General features: G+C 42.4%; 20 protein-coding genes. 10 read left to right on the plus strand and 10 right to left on the minus strand.

What is annotated here, in order from left to right; all coding sequences use genetic code 11:
- Nucleotides 1-9 precede the first annotated feature (9 nt).
- From L0P89_RS00305 to rmuC, 4 genes are all read left to right on the plus strand, one after another.
- On the plus strand, nucleotides 10-1,143 hold the full coding sequence (locus L0P89_RS00305) for an ABC transporter substrate-binding protein (RefSeq protein ID WP_235266404.1): 1,134 nt from the start codon (nucleotides 10-12) through the stop codon (nucleotides 1,141-1,143).
- Nucleotides 1,144-2,175 carry an iron ABC transporter permease gene (locus L0P89_RS00310; RefSeq protein WP_235266405.1) on the plus strand — a complete coding sequence of 344 codons (1,032 nt, stop codon included), beginning with the start codon at nucleotides 1,144-1,146 and terminating at the stop codon, nucleotides 2,173-2,175.
- The gene (locus tag L0P89_RS00315) at nucleotides 2,175-2,951 is read left to right on the plus strand and encodes an ABC transporter ATP-binding protein (protein WP_235266406.1); all 777 of its coding nucleotides are present in this window, start codon (nucleotides 2,175-2,177) and stop codon (nucleotides 2,949-2,951) included. The genes L0P89_RS00310 and L0P89_RS00315 overlap by 1 nt, the downstream gene beginning before the upstream one ends.
- Nucleotides 2,952-3,014: 63 nt before the next feature.
- Complete coding sequence (rmuC, locus tag L0P89_RS00320; RefSeq protein WP_235266407.1) at nucleotides 3,015-4,337, plus strand: DNA recombination protein RmuC; 1,323 nt, start codon at nucleotides 3,015-3,017, stop codon at nucleotides 4,335-4,337.
- A gap of 57 nt (nucleotides 4,338-4,394) precedes the next feature.
- Here rmuC and L0P89_RS00325 read toward each other — a convergent pair whose 3' ends face one another.
- The 4 genes from L0P89_RS00325 to zwf form a co-directional block, all read right to left on the minus strand.
- Entirely contained in the window at nucleotides 4,395-5,690 is a 1,296-nt protein-coding gene (locus tag L0P89_RS00325) for a M48 family metallopeptidase (RefSeq protein ID WP_235266408.1), read from the minus strand.
- A 2-nt stretch (nucleotides 5,691-5,692) separates the two neighbouring features.
- On the minus strand, nucleotides 5,693-7,261 hold the full coding sequence (locus tag L0P89_RS00330) for a hypothetical protein (protein ID WP_235266409.1): 1,569 nt from the start codon (nucleotides 7,259-7,261) through the stop codon (nucleotides 5,693-5,695).
- Nucleotides 7,262-7,359: 98 nt separating this feature from the next.
- A complete protein-coding gene (pgl, locus tag L0P89_RS00335; protein ID WP_235266410.1) occupies nucleotides 7,360-8,064 on the minus strand; it encodes a 6-phosphogluconolactonase in 705 nt (234 codons plus the stop codon).
- Nucleotides 8,065-8,197: 133 nt separating this feature from the next.
- Nucleotides 8,198-9,730 (minus strand): glucose-6-phosphate dehydrogenase, encoded by a 1,533-nt coding sequence (gene zwf / locus L0P89_RS00340; RefSeq protein ID WP_235266411.1) that lies wholly within the window; start codon nucleotides 9,728-9,730, stop codon nucleotides 8,198-8,200.
- A 121-nt stretch (nucleotides 9,731-9,851) separates the two neighbouring features.
- Here zwf and gndA point away from each other — a divergent pair, with 121 nt between their 5' ends.
- The 3 genes from gndA (at nucleotide 9,852) to L0P89_RS00355 (ending at nucleotide 12,368) form a co-directional block, all read left to right on the plus strand.
- On the plus strand, nucleotides 9,852-11,264 hold the full coding sequence (gene gndA / locus L0P89_RS00345) for an NADP-dependent phosphogluconate dehydrogenase (RefSeq protein WP_235266412.1): 1,413 nt from the start codon (nucleotides 9,852-9,854) through the stop codon (nucleotides 11,262-11,264).
- Between the two features lie 155 nt (nucleotides 11,265-11,419).
- Nucleotides 11,420-11,983, plus strand: a complete 564-nt coding sequence (locus L0P89_RS00350) for a DUF664 domain-containing protein (RefSeq protein WP_235266414.1) — start codon at nucleotides 11,420-11,422, stop codon at nucleotides 11,981-11,983.
- Nucleotides 11,984-12,017: 34 nt separating this feature from the next.
- The gene (locus L0P89_RS00355) at nucleotides 12,018-12,368 is read left to right on the plus strand and encodes a ribose-5-phosphate isomerase (RefSeq protein ID WP_235266415.1); all 351 of its coding nucleotides are present in this window, start codon (nucleotides 12,018-12,020) and stop codon (nucleotides 12,366-12,368) included.
- A 93-nt stretch (nucleotides 12,369-12,461) separates the two neighbouring features.
- Here L0P89_RS00355 and L0P89_RS00360 read toward each other — a convergent pair whose 3' ends face one another.
- Nucleotides 12,462-13,721 carry a hypothetical protein gene (locus tag L0P89_RS00360; protein ID WP_235266416.1) on the minus strand — a complete coding sequence of 420 codons (1,260 nt, stop codon included), beginning with the start codon at nucleotides 13,719-13,721 and terminating at the stop codon, nucleotides 12,462-12,464.
- A 152-nt stretch (nucleotides 13,722-13,873) separates the two neighbouring features.
- On the opposite strand from L0P89_RS00360, the gene L0P89_RS00365 reads away from it, so the two are divergent.
- Nucleotides 13,874-15,037 (plus strand): hypothetical protein, encoded by a 1,164-nt coding sequence (locus L0P89_RS00365; RefSeq protein WP_235266417.1) that lies wholly within the window; start codon nucleotides 13,874-13,876, stop codon nucleotides 15,035-15,037.
- A 32-nt stretch (nucleotides 15,038-15,069) separates the two neighbouring features.
- Here the strand turns inward: L0P89_RS00365 and carB are convergent, their stop codons facing one another.
- The gene (gene carB / locus L0P89_RS00370) at nucleotides 15,070-17,922 is read right to left on the minus strand and encodes a carbamoyl-phosphate synthase large subunit (protein WP_235266418.1); all 2,853 of its coding nucleotides are present in this window, start codon (nucleotides 17,920-17,922) and stop codon (nucleotides 15,070-15,072) included.
- Between the two features lie 98 nt (nucleotides 17,923-18,020).
- A complete protein-coding gene (gene rpmH / locus L0P89_RS00375) occupies nucleotides 18,021-18,179 on the minus strand; it encodes a 50S ribosomal protein L34 (RefSeq protein ID WP_235266419.1) in 159 nt (52 codons plus the stop codon).
- A 185-nt stretch (nucleotides 18,180-18,364) separates the two neighbouring features.
- Between rpmH and L0P89_RS00380 the strand changes: the two genes are divergently transcribed.
- A complete protein-coding gene (locus L0P89_RS00380) occupies nucleotides 18,365-18,880 on the plus strand; it encodes a DUF2892 domain-containing protein (RefSeq protein ID WP_235266420.1) in 516 nt (171 codons plus the stop codon).
- A 2-nt stretch (nucleotides 18,881-18,882) separates the two neighbouring features.
- Here the strand turns inward: L0P89_RS00380 and L0P89_RS00385 are convergent, their stop codons facing one another.
- Nucleotides 18,883-19,836: a lytic transglycosylase domain-containing protein gene (locus L0P89_RS00385; protein ID WP_235266421.1), complete on the minus strand. Its 954-nt coding sequence runs from the start codon at nucleotides 19,834-19,836 to the stop codon at nucleotides 18,883-18,885.
- A 40-nt stretch (nucleotides 19,837-19,876) separates the two neighbouring features.
- Entirely contained in the window at nucleotides 19,877-20,542 is a 666-nt protein-coding gene (locus tag L0P89_RS00390) for an alpha/beta fold hydrolase (RefSeq protein ID WP_235266422.1), read from the minus strand.
- A 173-nt stretch (nucleotides 20,543-20,715) separates the two neighbouring features.
- On the opposite strand from L0P89_RS00390, the gene L0P89_RS00395 reads away from it, so the two are divergent.
- A complete protein-coding gene (locus L0P89_RS00395) occupies nucleotides 20,716-21,009 on the plus strand; it encodes a GNAT family N-acetyltransferase (protein ID WP_235266423.1) in 294 nt (97 codons plus the stop codon).
- A 28-nt stretch (nucleotides 21,010-21,037) separates the two neighbouring features.
- On the opposite strand, the gene mtaB is transcribed toward L0P89_RS00395, so the two are convergent.
- Entirely contained in the window at nucleotides 21,038-22,363 is a 1,326-nt protein-coding gene (gene mtaB / locus L0P89_RS00400; protein WP_235266424.1) for a tRNA (N(6)-L-threonylcarbamoyladenosine(37)-C(2))-methylthiotransferase MtaB, read from the minus strand.
- Nucleotides 22,364-22,552 lie beyond the last annotated feature (189 nt).

A 22,552-nucleotide genomic window follows, 5' to 3' on the forward strand; every position in this document is an offset into this window, starting at 1 on the left:
TACAGATTTTTGGCGTGTTTGCTTCTTTGTTTTTTGGTCGTTGGTTGTCATGAGCAAAAAAGGGCACCTCAAGCGGCCATAAGTCATGCGGAAAAAATCATTGTCAACTATGCAAAAGGGTTCACGGTTGAACGAAATGGTGAATTCATCGTATTGGAAGTAACATCGCCTTGGCCCGGTGCAGACAAAGGATTTAGGTATGCTTTGGTACCAAGGGAAAAACTGTCATCGATCACCCTGCCCCGAGATGGCTATGACGCCATTGTGCCCATACCGGTCAACAATATGGTAGTGACCTCCACCACGCACATTCCGGCTTTGGAAGCATTGGGAGGGTTAAACAAATTGATAGGTTTTCCAGACACAAAGTACATCTCATCTAAGGCAGCCAGAAAACTGATCGCTGAAGAAAAAATATTGGAACTGGGCAGCAATGAGAGCCTAAACACCGAAATGGTCTTGGCGCTCAAACCAGAGGTTCTGGTGGGTTTTTCGGTAAGCAATCAAAATTCAGCATATTCAATCATTGAAAATGCCGGCATACCTGTTACGTATAACGGTGATTGGGTAGAGCAAAGCCCGTTGGGCAAGGCTGAATGGATAAAGTTTTTTGGGGTTTTATTGGGTAAGGAAAAGGAAGCCGATAGTATTTTCAATGAGATTGAGAAATCATATCAAGAAATAAAGTCGATTGCCGCTAAGGTTGATAAAAAATCCACAGTGTTGAGTGGAGCCCTTTACAAAGATGTCTGGTACTTGCCGGGCGGTGAAAGTTGGGCCGCACGATTCATCGAGGATGCGAATGCAGCATATCTTTGGAGCGATACCGAAGGTACCGGAAGTCTCGGCCTCAGCCTTGAAGCCGTTCTTGAGAAAGGTCAAGAAGCTGATTTTTGGTTGGCACCTTCCCAATTTACCACGTATGAAGAAATGAAAACTGCCAACAATCATTACCAACGATTTAAGGCTTTTAAAGAAAAACACGTTTATACGGTAGCTTTTACGAAAGGTGAAACAGGTGGACTTTTATACTATGAATTGGCCCCCCAACGCCCAGATTTGGTATTGAAAGATCTGGTGTACATCTTTCATCCAGAGCTACTGTCCGAATACAATCCTTTTTTTTTCAAACCCCTGCGATAAATGGCCAATCATAACATGTTCAGGGTTTCTTACCTTTTGCTTCTGATAGCATTTCTGGCAGCCGGAATATTGAATATCAGTTTGGGTTCGGTTTCCATTCCATTTGAAACTACCGTGAAAAGCCTTTTGGGGTATACTTTGGAAAATGAATCATGGCAGTACATCATACACAACTATCGCTTGCCCAAGGCCATAACGGCAGTTTTGGTCGGGGGCGGATTGGCCGTTAGCGGGTTGTTGATGCAAACCCTATTTCGAAACCCACTGGCCGGACCTTTTGTGTTGGGCATCAGTTCTGGCGCCAGTTTGGGCGCGGCACTGCTATTGCTCGGTGCATCGTTTTTGGGGGGATGGTTTTCCTTTGGTCTGGCAAATGACCTTTCATTGGCCGTAGCTGCCAGTTTGGGCAGTTTTTTAGTGCTTTTGGTCATTATGTTGGTCGCCAATCGTGTACGTGATACCATGGCCCTTCTTATTATCGGACTCATGTTCGGTAGCATTACGGCGGCCATCGTCAGTGTTTTGGCCTATTTTTCACCTGCGGAAAATCTACAACGTTTTATTTTTTGGTCGTATGGCAGTGTGGGCAACCTATCTTGGACACAGGTCTTGGTTCTTGGCACGATCATTTTGGCAGGGTTGCTCTTGAGCCTATTTACCATCAAAGGCCTGAACGCTTTTTTATTGGGCGAGAACTATGCACAGACCTTGGGCGTTTCTTTGAAAAAAGTACGGTATGCGCTTATCATCGCTACAGGTTTGCTGGCTGGGGGCATTACCGCCTTTGCCGGCCCCATTGCCTTTGTAGGTCTGGCGGTTCCGCATCTTACCCGGCAGATTTTTGATACTATGGAGCACAAAATTTTGTTGCCTGCCGTTTTTCTGTACGGTGCCATTTTGATGTTGCTCTGTGACACCTTGGCCCAGTTGCCCAGTTCGGCCAAAGTATTGCCCATAAATGCAATTACCTCTATAGTGGGGGCCCCAGTGGTTATCTGGCTATTGACCAAAAAGCGGAAAATGATTTTCTGATGGAAGAGGAAAAAAAGAGCATAGCGGTCAGTGACCTGTCCATCGGGTACAAAGATTTGGTGTTAATAAATGAACTGTCGTTCCAGCTCAACAAAGGAGAGTTTTGCGCGATAGTCGGGGTCAACGGAATCGGTAAGTCCACATTGCTCAGAACATTGGCCAAATTGCAGGTAAAACTGCAAGGTGACATATTGGTACAAGAAAAGTTGATGGGCAAGCTATCGCAAAGTGCCTTGGCCAAAAAAATAAGTGTGGTGCTCACTGAGCCCATCGCCTCAAAAAACCTGACCGTACAAGAACTTATCGCTTTAGGGCGTCAACCCTATACAAACTGGCTGGGTACCCTTACCGAGCATGATAGGGAAATTATTCTTCGCAGTCTGAAAACATTTGGGCTAGAGAATATTCAACACAAAAAATGTCATGAACTGAGTGATGGTCAGCAGCAGCGAGTGTTCATCGCCCGGGCCATGGCACAGGACACTTCATTGATTTTGCTGGATGAACCCACCACCCATCTCGATCTGCACCATAAGGTTCAAATCTTCAAATTATTGCAGCAATTGGCCCATGGGCATGACAAAACGATTCTTTTCACTACCCATGAAATTGCACTGGCCATTCAACTCTGTGACAAAATGTTGATTTTAGATGGTAAGGAAAATCCCTTTGGGGAACCTTGCCAACTGATCGAGCAAGGCCATTTTGAACGATTGTTTCCAAAAGAGATGGTGCGATTCGATGCAAGAACGGGGTCATTCAAAGTCACTGAGTAAATTTTTTGCCATTGCCGCAAAAGCAACAATCCATTCCATATCTTTATCTCAAGAATTAATCGTATGGATTCTGATCTGCTATTGATATTGGTTGGCATATTCGCTGTTGTGATCGGTGTTTTGTTGGGGCTGTATATCCAAAGGCTAAAAACACAATCTAAGGGAAGCGTTTGGGAAGAACGCGAAAGACAATTGGAGAATGCCCTTAAATCAGTGGAAGAAGAGAAAAAATCAATATTGGAAAATAGAAGGGTACTGGAAATAAAACTGGCCAAAGAGGAGGAAAAATTTAAGAATTTAGATGAAAAGTTTTTGGCCCAAAAAGAAGAGGTCGAACAGCTACAGGAAAAATTCACCAAAGAGTTCGAGAACCTTGCCAATAAGATCCTCGACGAAAAAAGCGAAAAATTTACCAAACAGAACAAGGTAAACATCGAGAACATATTAACACCCCTGGACAAGAAAATAAAGGAGTTTGAAAAAAAGGTCGAGGAAAACCAAAAACAAAGTTTTGGCATCAATGCTGCGCTTAAAGAACAACTTCGGCTTTTGCAGGAGCAAAATCTAAAAATTACCCAAGAGGCCGAAAATCTGACCAAAGCCTTAAAGGGAGACAGTAAAATGCAAGGCAATTGGGGTGAGTTGGTTTTGGAACGTGTATTGGAAAAATCAGGACTTGAAAAAGACCGTGAGTATAGTGTACAACAAAGTTTCAAATTGGAAGATGGCAGCCGTGTGATGCCCGATGTCATCATTAACCTACCTGATGGTAAAAAGATGGTGGTCGACTCTAAAGTATCGTTGACCGATTATGAACGCTTCATCAATGCAGATGAAGACGATAAACCAAATTTCTTGAAAGACCACCTCAATTCATTGCGCAAACATATTGAGCAGCTCTCGGCAAAGAAGTATGAAGATCTGTATGAAATGGAAAGTCCTGATTTTGTACTGATGTTCGTGCCCATTGAACCTGCCTTTGCCATTGCCATTAATGAAGATAATTCGCTGTACAACAAGGCTTTTGAGCAAAACATTGTAATCGTAACCCCGGCAACCCTACTGGCAACACTGCGCACTATTGATACGATGTGGAGCAACGAAAAACAGCAACGAAATGCCATTGAGATTGCTCGCCAGGCGGGCGCACTGTACGATAAATTTGAGGGATTCGTAATCGATTTGACCAAAGTGGGCAAAAAAATGGACGAGGCCAAAAACGAATACCGGGGGGCCATGAACAAATTGGTTGAAGGCCGTGGTAACATTGTGACAAGTATAGAACGTCTAAAAAAGATGGGCGCCAAAGCCAAAAAATCGATTCCCGAACCTATTTTAAAACGCGCCCAAGAAGATGATGTCGAGCAATCTAAGCTTGAAATCTGACCATGAATTTCAGAAGAACGCTACACTTCACTAGCCGACCGTTATGTTGAATGGTGACTACCGTGTATAGTATTCAGCTATGGTATGGATCTCATCAAGGCGCAGGTTCCACATAAAGTTGATAAACTGCTGATAGCTTTCTGATTGCTCCTCAGGATTTATACGATCTAAATATTTATTGGCCATATACGCTTTACGGGCCTTATGCATTTCCTTAAAGGCTTTGCCCAACCAATCTTTATGGTATTCTACCTCAAAACTTTGTTGAATTCTATATAAGCTCAGATAAATACAAAAGCCATACTTTTTGAGCGCGAACAAATGGGCCACCTGATCTTTTTTTGCTCTTGCCCGCAACTCGGCATATTCACCATTTGCAGTGAGTTTCAACGTATCGACAGCGACATCCCTTAATTCATGAAAATCTGTTTTAAGCTTTTCAATTCGTTGTACAATTTCTGGATGGGTACTTATCGAATCACTTGAAATCTTTTCTTCATATACATAATCATACTTTGTGAAGTCTTCTTTCTCTAGCCACTTTTCTTGAAACGGTTGGTCGGGAATATCAAATATTTCTTTATAGATACCAATATCTAGATTTGCAGGTTTAATGGTATCATACTGCAATGAAAGGTCTAACGCCCTCAAAAATTCCGATGGCTTGTATTTGGTCTTCCTAAGTAGTAAAAAGCCAACAGAATCGGCCTCAAATTCGTGCTTCCTATTTTCCTTGCTATGATTGAATAGTTTCTCTTTTACAATTGAAAAGGCACGTTCTTGTCGATTAAATTTTTGTCTTTTGATGTCTCTAGTCTCTTTTTTCGATTCTTTGGAGTGTTTTTCAATTGCACTTTTTACAATACCATTTTCTGAATGATCTAAAAGTTTATGGGCAATTTCATGGCAGATTATGGCCGCCAATTGTGACTCGTTCTCCAAATAGTGAATTGCACCGGTATTCACGACCATGGTGCCATTGGCAAGACAAAAAGCGTTCAATGAAATATTTCGCGATACCAATAGCTGAAAATCTTTGGGTACCGTCGGGTTTTTTTGATAAATCTCGGTATAGATTTCTTCTACTTTACCATTGAACGGGGTGTTGTACACATATTCTCCCCTATCGATACTTTTGGAAAAAAACGTTTTGAAATCTTCAATATTTTTTTGCAGTTCATCGTTGACCTTGTTTGAATATTTGCCATTCAACTCATCTCCAAACCGATCGAGCTTGTTTACAAAAAACTCCTTGCTGGCTTTTCTATGTTTGTGGTCTAAAGTATCAAGAGTGGTGTTTTTCTGTGAGAATGCACTGGAAAAGACAAAACAAAAAATAAGTAAAAATCTCATTTTCAATAATTTAACCTTTCTAGTCGTACTGCGTTATAGTCTTCTTTTTTGTTAAACTCATGCAACATGATATAACCTCGCTTGGCTACTGAAGGCACAATTACAAATTCTTCGGATCTCGATTCTATGGTCAGCTCTTCCCTATTAAATTCTCCATCAATAATGGTGCATACCCCAAGAATCCTATATTTTTGTTTTTCTTCCTCACCCTGTCTTTTGTCCGTATAAAAGAAGGCGATATCATTGTTCTCATTGCTCAATCGCTGCCAAAACAAAAAATCAGTGTACGCATATTTCGATTTATCTTTTTCAATACGGTCGATACTTTCCAATGTGAAGTCTGGGGTCGTCCGTATCAAAAAGAAGTCTTTGTTTTTATTGACGGTATAGCCCCATAGTACGTTGTAGGCACTTTTATACTCTTCTGTCAAAATATAAACGGATCCATCTTGATTGACAAATGATGCTATTGGGTTCAGTTTATAGTTGCCACCTATAGCACCGTATTTGTTCAAGCGATCGATTTTACCGATCATACTTTCAAACAATAGATCATCCCATTCAATGGTATTGTCTTTTAGTCCAATTTTGGTGCGTCTGAAGCCAATCTGGGATCCGGTGCCATTATTCAAAACCCTGACATCTATCAAATGATCATCTGTTTCCATCCGTGCAAGTACATCGGAAGTATGAACATACTTGCCAGAGATGTCCTCATCCAACACCTGTTCTCCAGTTTCTATATTAAATCCGGCTATCTTGCTCCAATGCTTGGTATTGTAAACATTTTCATACGATGATAGATATTTCGATGAGGCATCGCCCCTATCAAATCGAGAAATGATGGTATACACATTTTTGCTTTTGTTTAGATTTTTCCAGAACATATCTACGTTCATAAACCCTTTTTGAGAACCGGTCGAATCAATGATCTTTTCCCATTTTTTCTCTTTTGCATCATCAAATACCTTTATGGTCACATCATCATAAAACTTTTTGTAACGCTTTCTATCCAAAATCAATGAATAGTCGTTTCTTATCTCATAGACATCGCTATCATATATGTAGCCTTTCTCTTTGAAATTTCTTTTGTCATCCTTTCTTTTCTCTTTAAAGGTTTGATAGGTTTTACAATCTTCAAACGATCCATTCTCTTTATAGCATTGTAGTTTATAAGGTTTTGTTTCTTTTAATTTAAAGTCTACCTCAAGCATATCTGAATATTTGTAATTGTTGAAATAATACCCATATGCAAATGGTAAAAAGATGATTTGGCCATCGGGGTTCATATAAGCTTGAAAAGAGTCTATCGTATTCGAGGCCAAAAATTCCAGATTGGATACCTTGTTCAAGTTCCTGTCCAACAAAACGGCTTCAAAGGCTTTATTTGTCTCATCAACTTCATCTTTGGCATAAATGGAAACATATCCGTACACATCCCTGTCTTCGTCCAATATCACATCAAAACCAACATATTGCCCCAATGAAAGGGCTATCAGATCTTGTGTTTGGGAATAGTTGTAAGAGCTTATAAAAAGAACTGTAAAAAGAGTAAAGAAAAATTTCATCATGGGCTTTATTGTGTACAATTATGGATAAAGTGACTATTATAACGAGCGCTGTCCATATTTATTTGCATCAGTAAATCGTGGGAATGTACATTGGAAAATCACTGAGCGGCCTCCTCGTCCAAAAACCAGGTCAACTTTCCCGACTTTGGCTTTACCAATGCAGCCGGATACTTTTCATGACCTTCTTTTTGATTATGGATTTCATTCACTTTTTCAGCTTTTGAAGCCCCAGTGACCAAAAAAATGACCTCTTTGGCCCTATTGATGACCTTACCGTTTATGGAGACACGTTTTTGCTTGGAATCAGGATGCGTGGCCACCACACAATGGTCATGGGCATTCCAAAGTTCGATTTCATGCGGAAATATCGAAGCCGTATGTCCATCATCGCCCATTCCCAACAGCACCAAATCGAATTGCGGTACACCCGCTACCCTATCTAAATTGATTTCCAAAAGATTGGCATAGCGAAGTGCTTCGCGCTTTGGGTCACTTTCGCCCAAAATTCGATGAATATTGGCTCTCGGAACATCTATCTTTGAAAAAAGATGTTCAACGGTCATCTTATAATTGCTGTCATCATCATCGGGCGGCACGCAGCGTTCATCACCCCAATAAAAATGAATTTTTGACCAATCTATTTTCGGTCCATATTCGGAAGCCAAAACATCGAAAGCTAATTTTGGCGTACTGCCTCCTGAAAGAGCCACATGAAAAGTCTGCTTCCTGTGAACCAAATCCGCAAAGTAGGCCGAGAATTGTTGGGCCACTTCTTGTTTATCTTTATATATCTTTACCTCCATTATTTTGTGTCTGTATTGTCCCCTCCGTAAAATATTCAGTGTGCAGTATGCAGCATCTAACATCCAGCATCTAACATCCAGCGCCCAGCGTCCACCGTCTAACGTCCACCGTCTAACGTCTAACGTCTAACGTCTAACAAATCACACAATACCCGGGATCATCGGCCAAATTCTCACCCGGATTTCGCCAATAACCAATGCCATCAATCAGATCATCGGCATTTTCAGGCCCCCATACCCCAGCGGCATAACCATACATGCGTATATCTTTTCCGTTTTCCCAATACTCTAGAATGGGATCCACAAACTCCCATGCAGCTTCAACCTCATCGGCTCGGGCATAGAGTGTGGCATCACCTTGCATGGCATCGAGCAACAAACGTTCATAAGCCTGCATTACGTGGGTCTCGGTAAGACTTGAATAATAAAAATCAAGGTTTGCCCTTTCGACCTTAAATCCTTGTCCGGGCACTTTCACCCCAAATTTGATGAGCACGCCTTCATCTGGTTGTATTCTGATGATCAACTTGTTGTCTTTACCGCTCATACCTGCATCACTGAATATTTGATGGTGGGGCGACTTGAAGTGTATGACCACTTCGGTCACTTTGGTGGGCATACGTTTAGCGGTACGCACATAGAACGGAACACCATGCCAGCGCCAGTTATCGACAAAAAACTTAATGGCCGCGTAGGTCTCTGTCGTTGAATTGGCATCTACCCCTTCTTCTTCGCGGTAGCCCTTTATTTTTTTACCATTGACCTCTGACGCCACATATTGCGCCCTAATGGTATTTTCATGCAATGTCTTTTCATCACGTATGATGCGCAACGACTTCAATGCTTTCACCTTTTCGTTTCGAATTTCCTCTGGGGCATCACCGATCGGAGGTTCCATGACCACCAAAGACACGATTTGCAACAAGTGGTTTTGAAACATATCCCTTAGGGCCCCTGATTTGTCATAATAGCCCCCTCTTTTCTCAACACCTACACTTTCAGCATTGGTTATTTCTACATGATTGATATAGTTACGATTCCAAAGGGGCTCAAAAATACTGTTGGCAAAGCGGGTCACCAATAGGTTCTGAACAGTTTCTTTACCTAAATAATGGTCAATACGATATATCTGTGATTCATTGAAATATTGTTGCAGTCCGATATTCAATTCTCTGGCCGTTTCTAAACTGTAGCCAAACGGCTTTTCTACGATCAAGCGTTTCCAACCGTTGTTTTGGGTGTTGAGCTTGACGTCTGCCAGATTCTTCGCAATGGTCTCATATAGCGTGGGCGGGGTTGAAAGGTAATAGATAATGTTCCCTGCCGTTTTGAGCATATCGTTCAAATCTTCGATACGGTTTCTGAGTCGTTGGTAATCGGTATCATACGAACTGCCCAAATCTTCATAAAAAAACTTGTCCGCGAAATCCTTGACCCGTTCCGGTCCTGCATCCTTTATCTTTTCAGTGAGGTATGTACTTTCGAGCACTACCTTTTTGCGAAACGCCTTATCGGTCATATCACTTCTACTCACTCCCAAAACCACGAAGTTATCGGGCAGATTGTTCGAAAGATGTAGGTTAAAAAGAGCAGGTACCAATTTACGGGCCGTCAAATCGCCCGAAGCTCCAAAAATGACCAGCATCTGGTCTGCAGTTTTTTTCATGAATCAGAAATGTTAGCGATGCATCAACCAATATTTGAGGTTCACGAATATAAGGTTTATTTTAGGTTTCCTTTTTAGGAATTAGGTTAAGGAAAAACTTCATAAACTTTGATAATAGGCAATGACAGCACAGCTATATGATTTCGGATTGGTAGGCTTGGGGGTAATGGGCAGAAACTTCATTCTCAATGTCGCCGATAATGGCTTTACAGCCTTTGGCAACGATTTGGATGAAGCGAAAGTAAACGCTTTGATTGAGGAAGGTGGCGACCCCAACAGGGTCAATGCCAGTGTTGATGCCACCGTTTTTGTCAACTCGCTTTCCAAACCTCGGAAAATCATGCTGTTGGTTCCCGCTGGAAAAATCGTCGACAGTGTCATTGAAAGTCTATTGCCGCTCTTGGATGAGGAGGATATTATCATTGATGGAGGAAATTCATTTTTTACCGATACCGATCGTCGTGAAGCCTACCTGAAAGAAAAGGGCATCAACTTTTTTGGTGCCGGGGTTTCTGGAGGTGCCAAAGGGGCCCGGTTGGGTCCCAGCATTATGCCTGGAGGCTCGAAAGCGGCCTATCAACACGTAAAACCCATTTTTGAAGCAGTTTCCGCTAAATATAAGGGTGAGCCATGTGTGGCCTATCTCGGACCAAAATCGGCCGGCAACTATGTGAAAATGGTGCACAATGGCATTGAGTATGGCCTCATGCAATTGACCTCCGAAATTTATGACCTACTGAAAAAAGCCGGAAAGTTATCCAACGAAGAACTGCATAAAACCTATTCAGAATGGAATCAGGGTCGATTGCAATCATTTCTGGTAGAGATTACCTCTGAGATCTTCGCCCAAAAAGATGACCTGACCGATGGCGATTTGGTCGATATGATCCTTGACAAGGCCAAACAAAAAGGCACGGGCAAATGGACCTCACAAAACGCCATGGATCTCGGCATACCCGTACCGACCATTGATATTGCTGTCAGCATGCGTGAAATCTCGGCACTTAAGGCAGAACGAACCAAAGCAGATGAACGCTACGATAGGCCAGAGCCAGAAGCATTTATAAAAAGTGCCTTGGTGGAAAAGGCCGAACAAGCCCTCTATTTTGCGTTTATCATGGCCTACGCGCAAGGTATGCACCAATTGGCCGATGCCAGCAAAGAATATGGCTATGAACTTGATTTAGGGGAAATCGCCAAAATCTGGCGCGCAGGTTGCATTATTCGTGCCGCGTTATTGGCCGATATTACTGAAGCCTACCAATCAGAACCCGAATTACAGAACCTATTACTTTCAAAATCGTTTGTCGAAAAGGTTCAAAGTACGGTAGATGCTGCAAGGGAACTAGTCAGCTATGGGGCGGTAAATGGCATTCCTTTGCCCGGACTTTCCAATGCACTGATCTACTTCGATGCCTACACCTCTCAGCGGTTGCCCTTAAACCTGATTCAAGCACAACGTGATTATTTTGGTTCGCATACCTACGAGCGCATTGATAGAGAAGGTATTTTTCATACAGATTGGCAGGAATAGCAAATGACAATGAAGCAACACAGATATGGTATTGTTTTGACGATAGGTTCAACGCGTACACTATTCAATAAGCATATGACCAATTGTACTAAACTGATGTTATAGGTTAATCGACGTAAAGTTTTAATGAAATACACCTAATTTTTAATATTGCTATGAGATTTCTAAAGAGAAACATTTCATTTCTCATTGTGTGTTTTTCAATTTCACTTTTGAGCGCACAGAATGAAATAATCCCTAGAGAGGGTTATTCGCCCCAAATTGGCATAATGGTAGATATGCTCGAAGAGCTAAAAGACCTCATTACAGCTGATGTGCAAGGTTTGAGCCAAGAGCAAACTGATTTCTTGTTCGATGACGAGGCCAATAGTATTGGTGCCATAATTATGCATATAGCTGCCACTGAATCTTACATTCAGGTGGAAACCTTGGAAGAACGGGTTTGGACACCCGATGAAGCAGAATTTTTCGGAATTGCGGGAGGATTGAGTATGGAATCACGCGAGAAATTGAGAGGGAAACCAATATCTTATTATTTAGCTGTTTGGAATGAGGTCAGGAACAAAACCCTTGAAGGATTCAAAGCGAGAGATGATGTTTGGTTTGCCGCCAATATCGATGAGGGCATGAACAATCATTGGGCATGGTTTCATATACTGAAACACACGGCCAATCATATGGGCCAAATTGCATTGGTCAAAAGTAGACTACCCAAATAATTTTGTTTCAGGGAAAGAAAACCAACACAAAAGCATGCCCAAAACCCAATACCGTGTTTATGTAGTGGAACTCAGTAAAAAGGTTTTTACCGAGCACCGCCGGTTTCGGGAAGCCAATCCACAATTCAATGGTGTCTTGGAGTGTCTCTATGTGGGCATGACCAGCAAAACCCCCAAAGAACGTTTTTTGCAGCATAAAATGGGGTACACCAATAAAAGAGGGCACAATCTTTCATCGAGCATTGTTAGAAAATATGGTAGTTATCTACGCCCCAGTCTGTACAACCACATCGAACCGATGACCGATCGTGCAACAGCCCTAAAAATGGAAGAAAAACTGGCTATGGAACTAAGAAGAAAGCGATATGCGGTTTGGTACAACTGATAGAATGCCTTGCACATTTCTATTTCGATAAATACACCTTCCTTATGAAATACAGATAATAAAGTTCTTTTATACTGTCAATGAGAAGGATTCTCACTGGGCGCTTTTCTGTTCTGGGCCAACAAGATCAATTTCTTGTTGTTCATCTGCCAACCTTAATTCATTTATTTCCCCCAATCCTTCAAAATACCACTGAACGCCACCTATCTTGCCCAAATCAACGGTAAGTTCTTTCGAGTAGACTTCTTGTTGTTCAACAAATACCTTTAAAAACCCTTTGTTGACCCTCATGCGGCAATGGGTCCATTGATCGGTATCCCTACCGAACGCCGAAAAATCATGGTTCTTTCCAGAGACCATTCCTTTGTCGATAAAAAAGGACAAATCTCCCACACAGCCCGGTCTACTGAACGCCAGTGATATTACCTCTCTGGTACCCGTAATTGTCATTCTAACGTTATGGCAAATACTGCTTTCCATAGCCTTGGCCATTCTAAAGGAAGTGGTCAATTCAAAATCGCTACCATCTATATCTGGTGCAGGTGATAAATGGGCCAAATAGAGTTTTCCATCATCCATTTCCTCGAGCTCATTTAGAATTTCTGGTGCAATGCCCACACTATTTCTATCATGTAGTTCGCCGGGTTTCAAATAAGATAGCTCCCCATTCCCCGATACCATTCCCTGCCAACCATCTGTGGGAATATAGAGATCGCGCTCTTCCAATATTTGCCCATCGGCAATAAGCTTTGCCAAAAAGTACCCAGGCCTGTAATAGGTAGAAGTGACCAGACCCTTTGCTTCTTTTAAGGGAATTTGCTTTCTGACATCCCAAGATTGTTGAATACTAATGGAGTCGTAGTCTAAATCTCCATAGTCATATCGGAAAATAACGGTGTTCGGATAACCAGTGGCAACTTTGTTCAATTCAAACAAAACAGCTTTCGATGCCAATCGATTCTTACTTGGAGCTGTTTTTTCAATGGGTACTTTGCTTTGCGACCAAATCACAAAAGTCAACAGACCTAAACCTAGAGCCCCCAAGCCCCATTTCCAAAAATGTAATCGGGCCCCTTTTTTCTTTAAGGCTGTTTTCCCGCTCCCATATTCCCGTTGAAAATGTCGCCAGTTATCAAATCCTATAAATTCTGAAAGAATATCAAATGTTGCTGCACTTGGGCTGGCAATGGTCGTTGTTCGCCCCCAGACCCGCTTTAATGTCGTCACGCTCAATTGCTTTCCGGTAACGTCAAGAATTTTTTCACTTAGCTGGGTAAAATCCCTATGTGTCCAAGAGCTGCCAGAACCCCAACCCAAATGCTCCTCAATGCGCAAGATGAGGTATTTCTTCATTCGTGTAACGGACTTTTTCATAAAATTACAACGCCTATGGAACAACCCATCCATTGAACAGGATTAAACCAAATTGAACAACTCATTTGACCAGATCAAAAATTCTATGGAATACTTTTAGTCTTATGAAATTAAGTTTTAAATCCTAAAAGATGAAATGTATCACTAGAAAAGTCTTGGTCATAATCTGTATTGTTTTTGCGATGAAAAGCAATGCACAACAAAAGAAAATAAATGTCCCCATGAAAGCAGGGGCATGGGAGCACAATGCAGATAATGTTGAATTCATAACCTATAAAAATGTCGACGCTGTCCGCCCGAAAACCGATTCAGGGATAAATATTATGCTAAAAGATTATGAGTTTACCGATGGAACCATTGAATATGATGTGGAATTCACGGGAAGAGGATTTCCCGGTATTGGTTTTCGTTCATCCAATGATCAAAAAAATACAGAACTGTTCTATATACGCTACTTCGGCACGGTAGATCCGTTGAGCCGTTACACCATGCAATATGCCACGGTGATCGATGGCGTAAACATGTGGGACATGACCGACGATTACCAAGCTGCCGCAGCGATTTACGACCAAAGGTGGAACCATGTGAAATTGGTCATAAGCGAAAAACAAATGAAGGTATATGTGAATGATATGAACAAGGTGGCCCTATATGTGCCCTGTTTCGAGGGTAGCCGAAAATCAGGAAGTATTTACCTGACCGGTAGCGTCATTTATGCCAACCTGACCATTACACCTAACGCAACCGAAGATTTACCCAAGGTAGAAGGCTATGACCCTGCTTATAGTGATACCCGTTATTTAAAAAATTGGTCTGTTTCGGCCCCTGTTGACCTCCCTTTCAATGTAGATATCATGAAAGGTATACCTAGAAACCCAGGGGTGGTGATAGACAGTACGTTACTCGATGATTCTAGTTGGAAACCAATAACGGCTGAGCGCCGTGGCATGGTCAATCTCACAAGATTGTACGGCGCCACAGAAAATGGCAAGCGACGTTTGGTATGGTTGAAAACGAACATCAAATCTGAAATAGACCAAATACGCCGTTTAAAACTCGGGTTCAGTGACGAGATATGGGTGCTCATTGACGGCCAGCCCCTTTACATCGACAAGAATTATTACGGTTCACCAGGTATGAAGCAACCCAGAGGGAGATGTACCATAGATAACAGCGAAATCATGCTGCCCCTAAAAAAAGGTGATAACGAACTTTTGCTTGGGGTCGCCCATTACTTCTTTGGCTGGGGCATTGTCGCACGTTTAGATGCCACTGACAATCTAAAGCTTGAATAAAGATCAATGGCAAACCAAAGGCGGAAGATGGTCTACTTGCTCAGATACATCTTCCGTCTTGAATACAGGTTATAGAAATCATCATCTTTCAAACTATCTATGAAGAGGATGCTTTCACCAGTACTCTTCATTTCTGGCCCCAAATTCTTGTTTACATTGGGGAATTTATTGAAAGAAAAAACGGGTTGTTTGATGGCGTAACCATCCAAGTGTGGATTAAAATCAAAATCCTTGATTTTCTTTTCACCCAACATCACTTTGGTGGCATAGTTCACATAAGGCTCTCCGTAGGCTTTTGCGATAAAGGGCACGGTACGGGAGGCACGTGGATTTGCTTCGATGATAAACACGGTATCGTCTTTGATGGCGAACTGAATATTGATGAGCCCCACCGTGTTCAGCGCAAGGGCTATCTTTTTGGTATGGTCTTTTATCTGCTGTATCACAAATTCGCCCAAATTGAACGGTGGCAAGGTAGCATTTGAATCACCTGAATGAATACCACAAGGCTCTATATGCTCCATGATGCCAATGATATAAATTTCTTCCCCATCACAGATGGCATCGGCCTCTGCTTCAATGGCACCATCTAAATAATGATCTAGCAACAATTTGTTATTGGGAATCTTTCGGAGCAAATCAACCACATGGGCTTCAAGATCTTTTTTATTGATGACAATTTTCATTCCCTGTCCGCCCAATACATAAGAAGGCCTGACCAACAACGGAAAACCGAGTTCGTCGGCCAATTGCAGTGCCTCATCGGCACTTTCAGCGGTTCCGAAACGTGGATAGGGAATATCGTTTTCTTTCAGCAGGGTGGAAAAGCTTCCACGATCTTCTGCCAAATCCAACGACTGAAAACTGGTACCGATGATCTTGATGCCATATTTGTCAAGCTTTTCGGCCAGTTTCAAAGCGGTCTGACCACCTAACTGAACAATGATTCCCTCAGGTTTTTCGTGAAGAATGATATCGTAGATATGTTCCCAAAAAACAGGTTCAAAATATAGTTTGTCGGCCGTATCAAAATCGGTTGAGACCGTTTCGGGGTTACAGTTTATCATTATGGTCTCATAACCACATTCAGCAGCTGCCAACACACCGTGCACGCAACAGTAATCAAACTCGATGCCCTGCCCTATGCGGTTGGGACCAGAACCCAGTACCACGATTTTCTTTCTGTTTGAAACCTCACTGTCGTTGGCCACGTAACGTTTACCGTCAGCTGTCTCGATTTCTTCTTCAAAAGTGGAGTAATAATAAGGTGTCATCGCCTTGAACTCGGCTGCACAGGTATCGACCAATTTGTACACCCGATTGATGTTCAGCTCCATTCGTTTTTTGTGCACCTCGCTTTCCCAACAATCCAACATATGGGCGATCTGCCGATCGGCAAAGCCTTTTTGTTTGGCCTCAAGCAACAGGGCTTTGGGCAGCGTGGCAATGGTATAGGTCGAAATCTCTTGCTCTAACAGGTGCAGTTCTTCATATTGTCGCAAGAACCACATATCGATTTTGGTAATCTCATGTATACGGTTCAATGGAATACCCAATTGTACGGCATCATAAATGACAAATACACGATCCCAACTCGGTACGGTCAATTTTTGGATGATGGTCTCATAATCTTTGTAGCCCTTGCCATCGGCACCCAATCCGTTTCTTTTGATCTCAAGTGATTGTGTGGCCTTGTGCAGGGCTTCTTGAAATGAACGGCCAATGCCCATTACCTCGCCCACTGATTTCATTTGTAGGCCCAAGGTACGGTCAGAGCCTTCAAACTTATCGAAATTCCAACGGGGTATTTTTACGATTACATAATCCAATGTCGGCTCGAAAAGTGCCGATGTAGATTTGGTGATTTGATTGTCAAGTTCATCAAGCGAATACCCTATGGCAAGTTTGGCCGCTATTTTGGCGATAGGATACCCGGTTGCCTTTGAGGCCAAAGCCGATGATCGCGATACCCTCGGATTGATCTCTATGGCAATAATGTCTTCTTTCTCATCTGGACTCACGGCAAACTGTACATTACAGCCGCCCGCAAAATCACCGATACTGCGCATCATATGTATGGCCATATCACGCATACGCTGAAATGTGCGGTCAGAAAGGGTCATCGCAGGAGCTACCGTAATGGAATCGCCCGTATGGATGCCCATGGGATCCATGTTCTCGATGGTACAGATAATGACCACGTTGTCGTTCTTGTCGCGCAACAACTCCAATTCATATTCTTTCCAACCCATCAAAGCCTTATCGATCATCACCTCGTGGATAGGGGAAACTTCCAATGCATGGCTCAACTGGTTGTCAAATCTTTCTGGATCGTATACGATCGAGGCACCTGCGCCCCCAAGAGTGAATGAAGCGCGTATTACCAATGGAAAGCCAAATTCTTGGGCGATTTCCTTTCCTTTCAAAAAAGAGGTCGCCGAGGCCTGTGGCGGCATACCGATCCCTATTTTCAACATCAATTCCCTGAACTTCTCCCTATCTTCCGTGATGTTGATGGCATCGATATCGACACCGATGATCTCAACCTCAAAATCTTCCCAAATACCTTTTTCATCGGCCTCGATACAAAGGTTCAGTGCCGTTTGCCCGCCCATGGTCGGCAAAACCGCATCGATGTTCGGGTGTTTCTTAAGAATCTCAATGATCGATTTGGTGTTCAACGGTTTTAGATACACATGATCGGCCATCGTGGGATCCGTCATGATCGTGGCAGGATTGCTATTGATCAAAACCGTTTCGATACCGTCTTCGCGCAAAGAACGAAGTGCTTGTGATCCTGAATAATCGAATTCGCATGCCTGACCGATAATGATTGGGCCAGAACCAATGATCAATATTGATTTGAGATCGTCTCTTTTGGGCATTTTGTCAGTTGATTTTTCTTCAAACGTTAAAACTAGGTCAAAAAAAAGGTGCTAAACAAAAAAGTAGCACCTTTCAATTAAAAGTTATTGACAGTCATTTATTTCTTATGTCTTGGCTCAGATGAAACAGACAATTTCTTTCTTCCTTTGGCCCTTCTTCGGGCAAGAACCTTACGACCACTGGCCGTTGCCATGCGCTCTCTGAAGCCATGCTTGTTTCTTCTCTTCCGTTTCGATGGCTGATACGTTCTTTTCATCAGTGAAATTTTTTATGGATTCAGGATAGTTCTACGACTACCCAAAAAATTCTGGGCGCAAATATACAAAGAGTTTTTACTTCGGCAAATGGGTTCAAGAAATTATTCCCCAAGTTTTTGTTACTTTTGTTGGCCCGAAAAAATGATGTCTCGACTAGACAGAAATTTCATAAAAGCGACCATAAATGTTCCATAAAAATATAAAAATCGTCATAGCGGCCTTGATCGTGGGGTATGCAGGGTATCAGTTTGCCGAGGGTTACATTGGCAACGGTATTTTTTTGATTCTGCTCTCATTGGTCTTTATTTTTCTCTATTTCCGCAATGAGTTCATTTTGATGGCTTTCTTAAGAATGCGCAAACAAGATATGGAGGGCACCCAAAGATGGCTTTCAAGAATCAAAAATCCAGAAGCGGCATTGGTCAAAAAGCAGCAGGGCTACTATAACTACTTGCACGGTATCATCTATTCACAAAAAAATCTGACGCAAGCGGAAAAGTATTTTAGGAAAGCGCTGAAATTAGGTCTCAATATGGATTATGATGTGGCCATGGCCAAATTGAGCCTGGCGGGCATAGCGATGCAGAAAAGAAGAAAACGTGAGGCCACTACCCTACTTCAAGAAGCCAAAAAGTTGGATAAGAACAACATGCTGACCGAGCAGATCAAAATGATGCAGCAGCAGATGAAACGTATTTAGCCTTATTTGCTCTCTCGGTAATATCCCTTATTCGGAATCTCTATCACGTACATTTTGCCAGAACCATTGTTCAAATGTGGTTCTCGTAGCCAAGGATTGTGACGCTTCAGCACCTTGTAGCTGATTTCATAAAGGGATGCAAAATCTGCCCAGCTCGATACCACAGTATCAACCTCTACCGAAAATGTGGGCACTGCTTCATAGAGATCCTTCTTCTCCAATTCAAAGCCATATTTTTCCGGTTGTGACAAAATCTCTTTGATGGCCATGATCCGAAACACATAACGCCCGGTTTCTTCACCCAATAGCAGATCATAATAATCATCGACCTTTTGAATGTTCATATACTTTTGAATTCCGGCTGGTCCTGCATTGTATGCTGCAGCGGTAAGTGTCCAAGTGCCAAAGCGGTCTTTCCACTTTTTGAGGTAATCGCAGGCCACTTGGGTCGCTTTTTCAACATGGTAGCGTTCATCAACATTGCTATTGACCTCTAAACCGTATTCTCTGCCAGTCGTTTTCAATATCTGCCAAAAACCTGTGGCACCGGCAGGCGAAACCACGTTTTGCAGACCACTTTCGGCAACCGCCAAATATTTGAAATCATCTGGGATTCCGTTTTTGGCCAAGATGGGCTCAATGATGGGGAAATACTTGTTGGCCCGTTTCATCAACAATAGGGCATTTGATTGCCAGTAGGTATTGACCAAAAACTCTCGGTCGACACGTTCCATGATTTCAGGATCATCAAGCGGTACCTGTTCACCTGCAAAATTGAGGTCTTCAGGAATATCGATAGCACTGATACGGTAACCATCACTGACATGTTTATCGATTTCCCCTTCTGTCTGTTTTTTGGTCTCTTTCGTCTCTGGAGTACTTTGAACGGCATAGATCAGACTTCCTACCACAAAAAGTGCCCCGATCACGGCCAATATGTTTTTGAGATGTTTCATGTTTGTTTGATAATTATACTGCAAGTTACTATTTAGAACTCTATGATTCCAAAATAATTGTGGGCAGGTGCTCGTTGAACCACTTTGCCCTGTGAATGATCATCGTATGCGTGCCATTTTTCACGGTGATACAATCTTTGATGTTCGAAATGGGAAATACCGCATCTTTCTCCCCATGAATATGAATCAGGTTATCAGGTGGTCTTTCCTGTTTCCAATTCACAATTTTATCAATTGACCAATCGATATAATGCTTGTCTCTTATCGAGAGGTACTGCTCATAAAGTTCCAATCGCTTTGTCACCGTTTCACCAAAGGCATATTTTGCCAGTAGCTCAACGTTGTTCACCATACCGGTCGGCAACAGTTTATGTGCCTTGGTGTACTTTGCGAAAAGCATTCGTTTTGGTAATTCTTTATGGCTCTTGACCGTTGAAATAACAATTACTTTTCTGGTGGATATATAATTCGCCATCTCTTGTACCAAAAGCCCCCCGAACGATACTCCTATCAAAACAACGTTGTCATGACGGATCGATCGGCACATTTTTTTGGCATACGCTTCAAAGGTCATTCCCTTTTCAGGTACGAACCATGAAAGCCGTTGTACCTCAAACTTTTTATCCGATAATCCAATACCGTCAAATATCGATGGGCTGGCCGCCATACCGGGCATAAAATAAACAGGAATCTTATCGGCCTTCATATTCTGCTTATGGTCGATTAAAAATAGGATATTCGGTATATTTTAACTACTTTTGTGTCAGATTTGTAACGGGCCTAACCCTCTGCACAAATCACCCTGCCATATAAAATCAAAAAATTACGAGCTAGGACATCGTAATTTTTTTATCTGGTGCCAAAATTAAACTAAACTATATGATTGAAATGGAAATTAAGGACAATAGTTTCTTGCGCCAATTTGAAACTAAAGTCGATGGACATCTTGCCAAAATCGAGTATTCATCACAAGAGCGTAAGATCTTTTTGACCAAGCTGGTAATACCAGAAGAAATTTCTAAAGAAGGCTTTAAAGAAGCTTTCATCAAAGAAGTACTCCACCACATTCAAGAGCAAAATCAAAGGGTGGTACCAACAAGCCCACACATTGCGGGCTTTTTGCGAAAAAACCGACAGTATAAAGAAATGCTCCCGGTTGGAATACGAATCTAAAAAACATCCCGCTTTCGAGCGGGATTTTTTATGCCATAATTTTTTCCTCCACAAATGCGAACCGAACCAAACCATCTTCATCGATCGTCGTCAATTCTACCTCGTGTAGGGTATTCACCAACCCAGGATCCCATGGTGCCTTTACCTTCACATAGTTTTCGGTGAAGCCATGAATATATCCTGCTTTATTTTCACCCTCGAAAAGTACTGTTCTCTTACACCCCAACTGGCTTTCATAGAAAGCACGTCGCTTTTTGACCGATAGCCCCCTAAGCATTTTGCTTCGCTTGTTGCGGATATGTTTGGGAACAATGCCCTCCATTTCTGCGGCCAGCGTATTGTCTCGTTCAGAATAGGTAAAGACATGCAGGTAAGAAACCCCCAATTCGTTCAAAAAATGATAGGTGTGCAAGAAATCCTCATCCGTTTCGCCGGGAAAACCCACGATCACATCCACGCCTATGCAAGCGTGGGGCATCGCTTTTTTGATTCGAGCTACCCTGTCGACATACAAATTGGTCAAGTAACGCCTGCGCATCAATTTTAAAATCTTGTCACTGCCACTTTGCAGTGGAATATGGAAGTGTGGCACAAAACTCTTGCTGTTCGCCACAAAGTCAATGGTCTCGTTTTTTAAGAGGTTCGGTTCGATCGAAGAGATGCGCAAACGGTGAACACCCTCTACCCTATCCAACGCTCTTACCAAATCGAAAAAAGTATGTTCGTGCTTTTTGTTGCCAAATTCCCCTTTGCCATAGTCACCGATATTCACTCCTGTCAGTACAATTTCCTTAATGCCCTTTGCGGCGATCTCTGAAGCATTTTTCAAGACATTCGCAAGGGTATCACTGCGTGAAATGCCACGTGCAAGGGGTATTGTGCAATAGGTGCACTTGTAATCACAGCCATCCTGTACCTTTAGAAAAGCACGGGTTCTATCACCTATGGCATAGCTGCCCACATAAAAATCGGCCTCTTCGATCTCACATGAATGCACTTCACCTATTTCATTCTTGGTCAGGTCATTCAAATAATCGGTGATCTTGAACTTTTCCGTAGCCCCCAAGACCAGGTCTACCCCCTCAACATCAGCCAGTTCTTCAGGTTTCAACTGGGCATAACAGCCCACTGCGGCGACAAAAGCTTCTGCATTGGTTTTCTGCGCTTGCTTGACAATGGTTTTAAAGCGTTTATCGGCATTCTCGGTCACCGAGCAGGTGTTGATGACATAGATATCGGCAGTTTCTGAGAAATCAACACGTTGAAAACCTTCGCCCTCAAAACTTCTTGCAATGGTCGAAGTTTCTGAAAAGTTAAGCTTGCAGCCCAAGGTGTAAAAGGCGACTTTTTTCATCGAATGTCTTGATTTTTGCAGGTTGCAAAGATAATCAATAGCCAGCAAGTCATCACAACCTGGCAATATGCCATAAAAACCGTACACCGTTGCTGTTGAAACTCTAAAAAAATTCATCGAACTTCGTTACTTGTGCTGAACATTGTCGAAGCATCAAGCTCCACTTAATCTAATGTTGGCAACCATTTG

The sequence above is a fragment of the Muricauda sp. SCSIO 65647 genome (genome assembly GCF_021534965.1).
In the GTDB taxonomy this organism is placed as follows: Bacteria; Bacteroidota; Bacteroidia; order Flavobacteriales; family Flavobacteriaceae; genus Flagellimonas_A.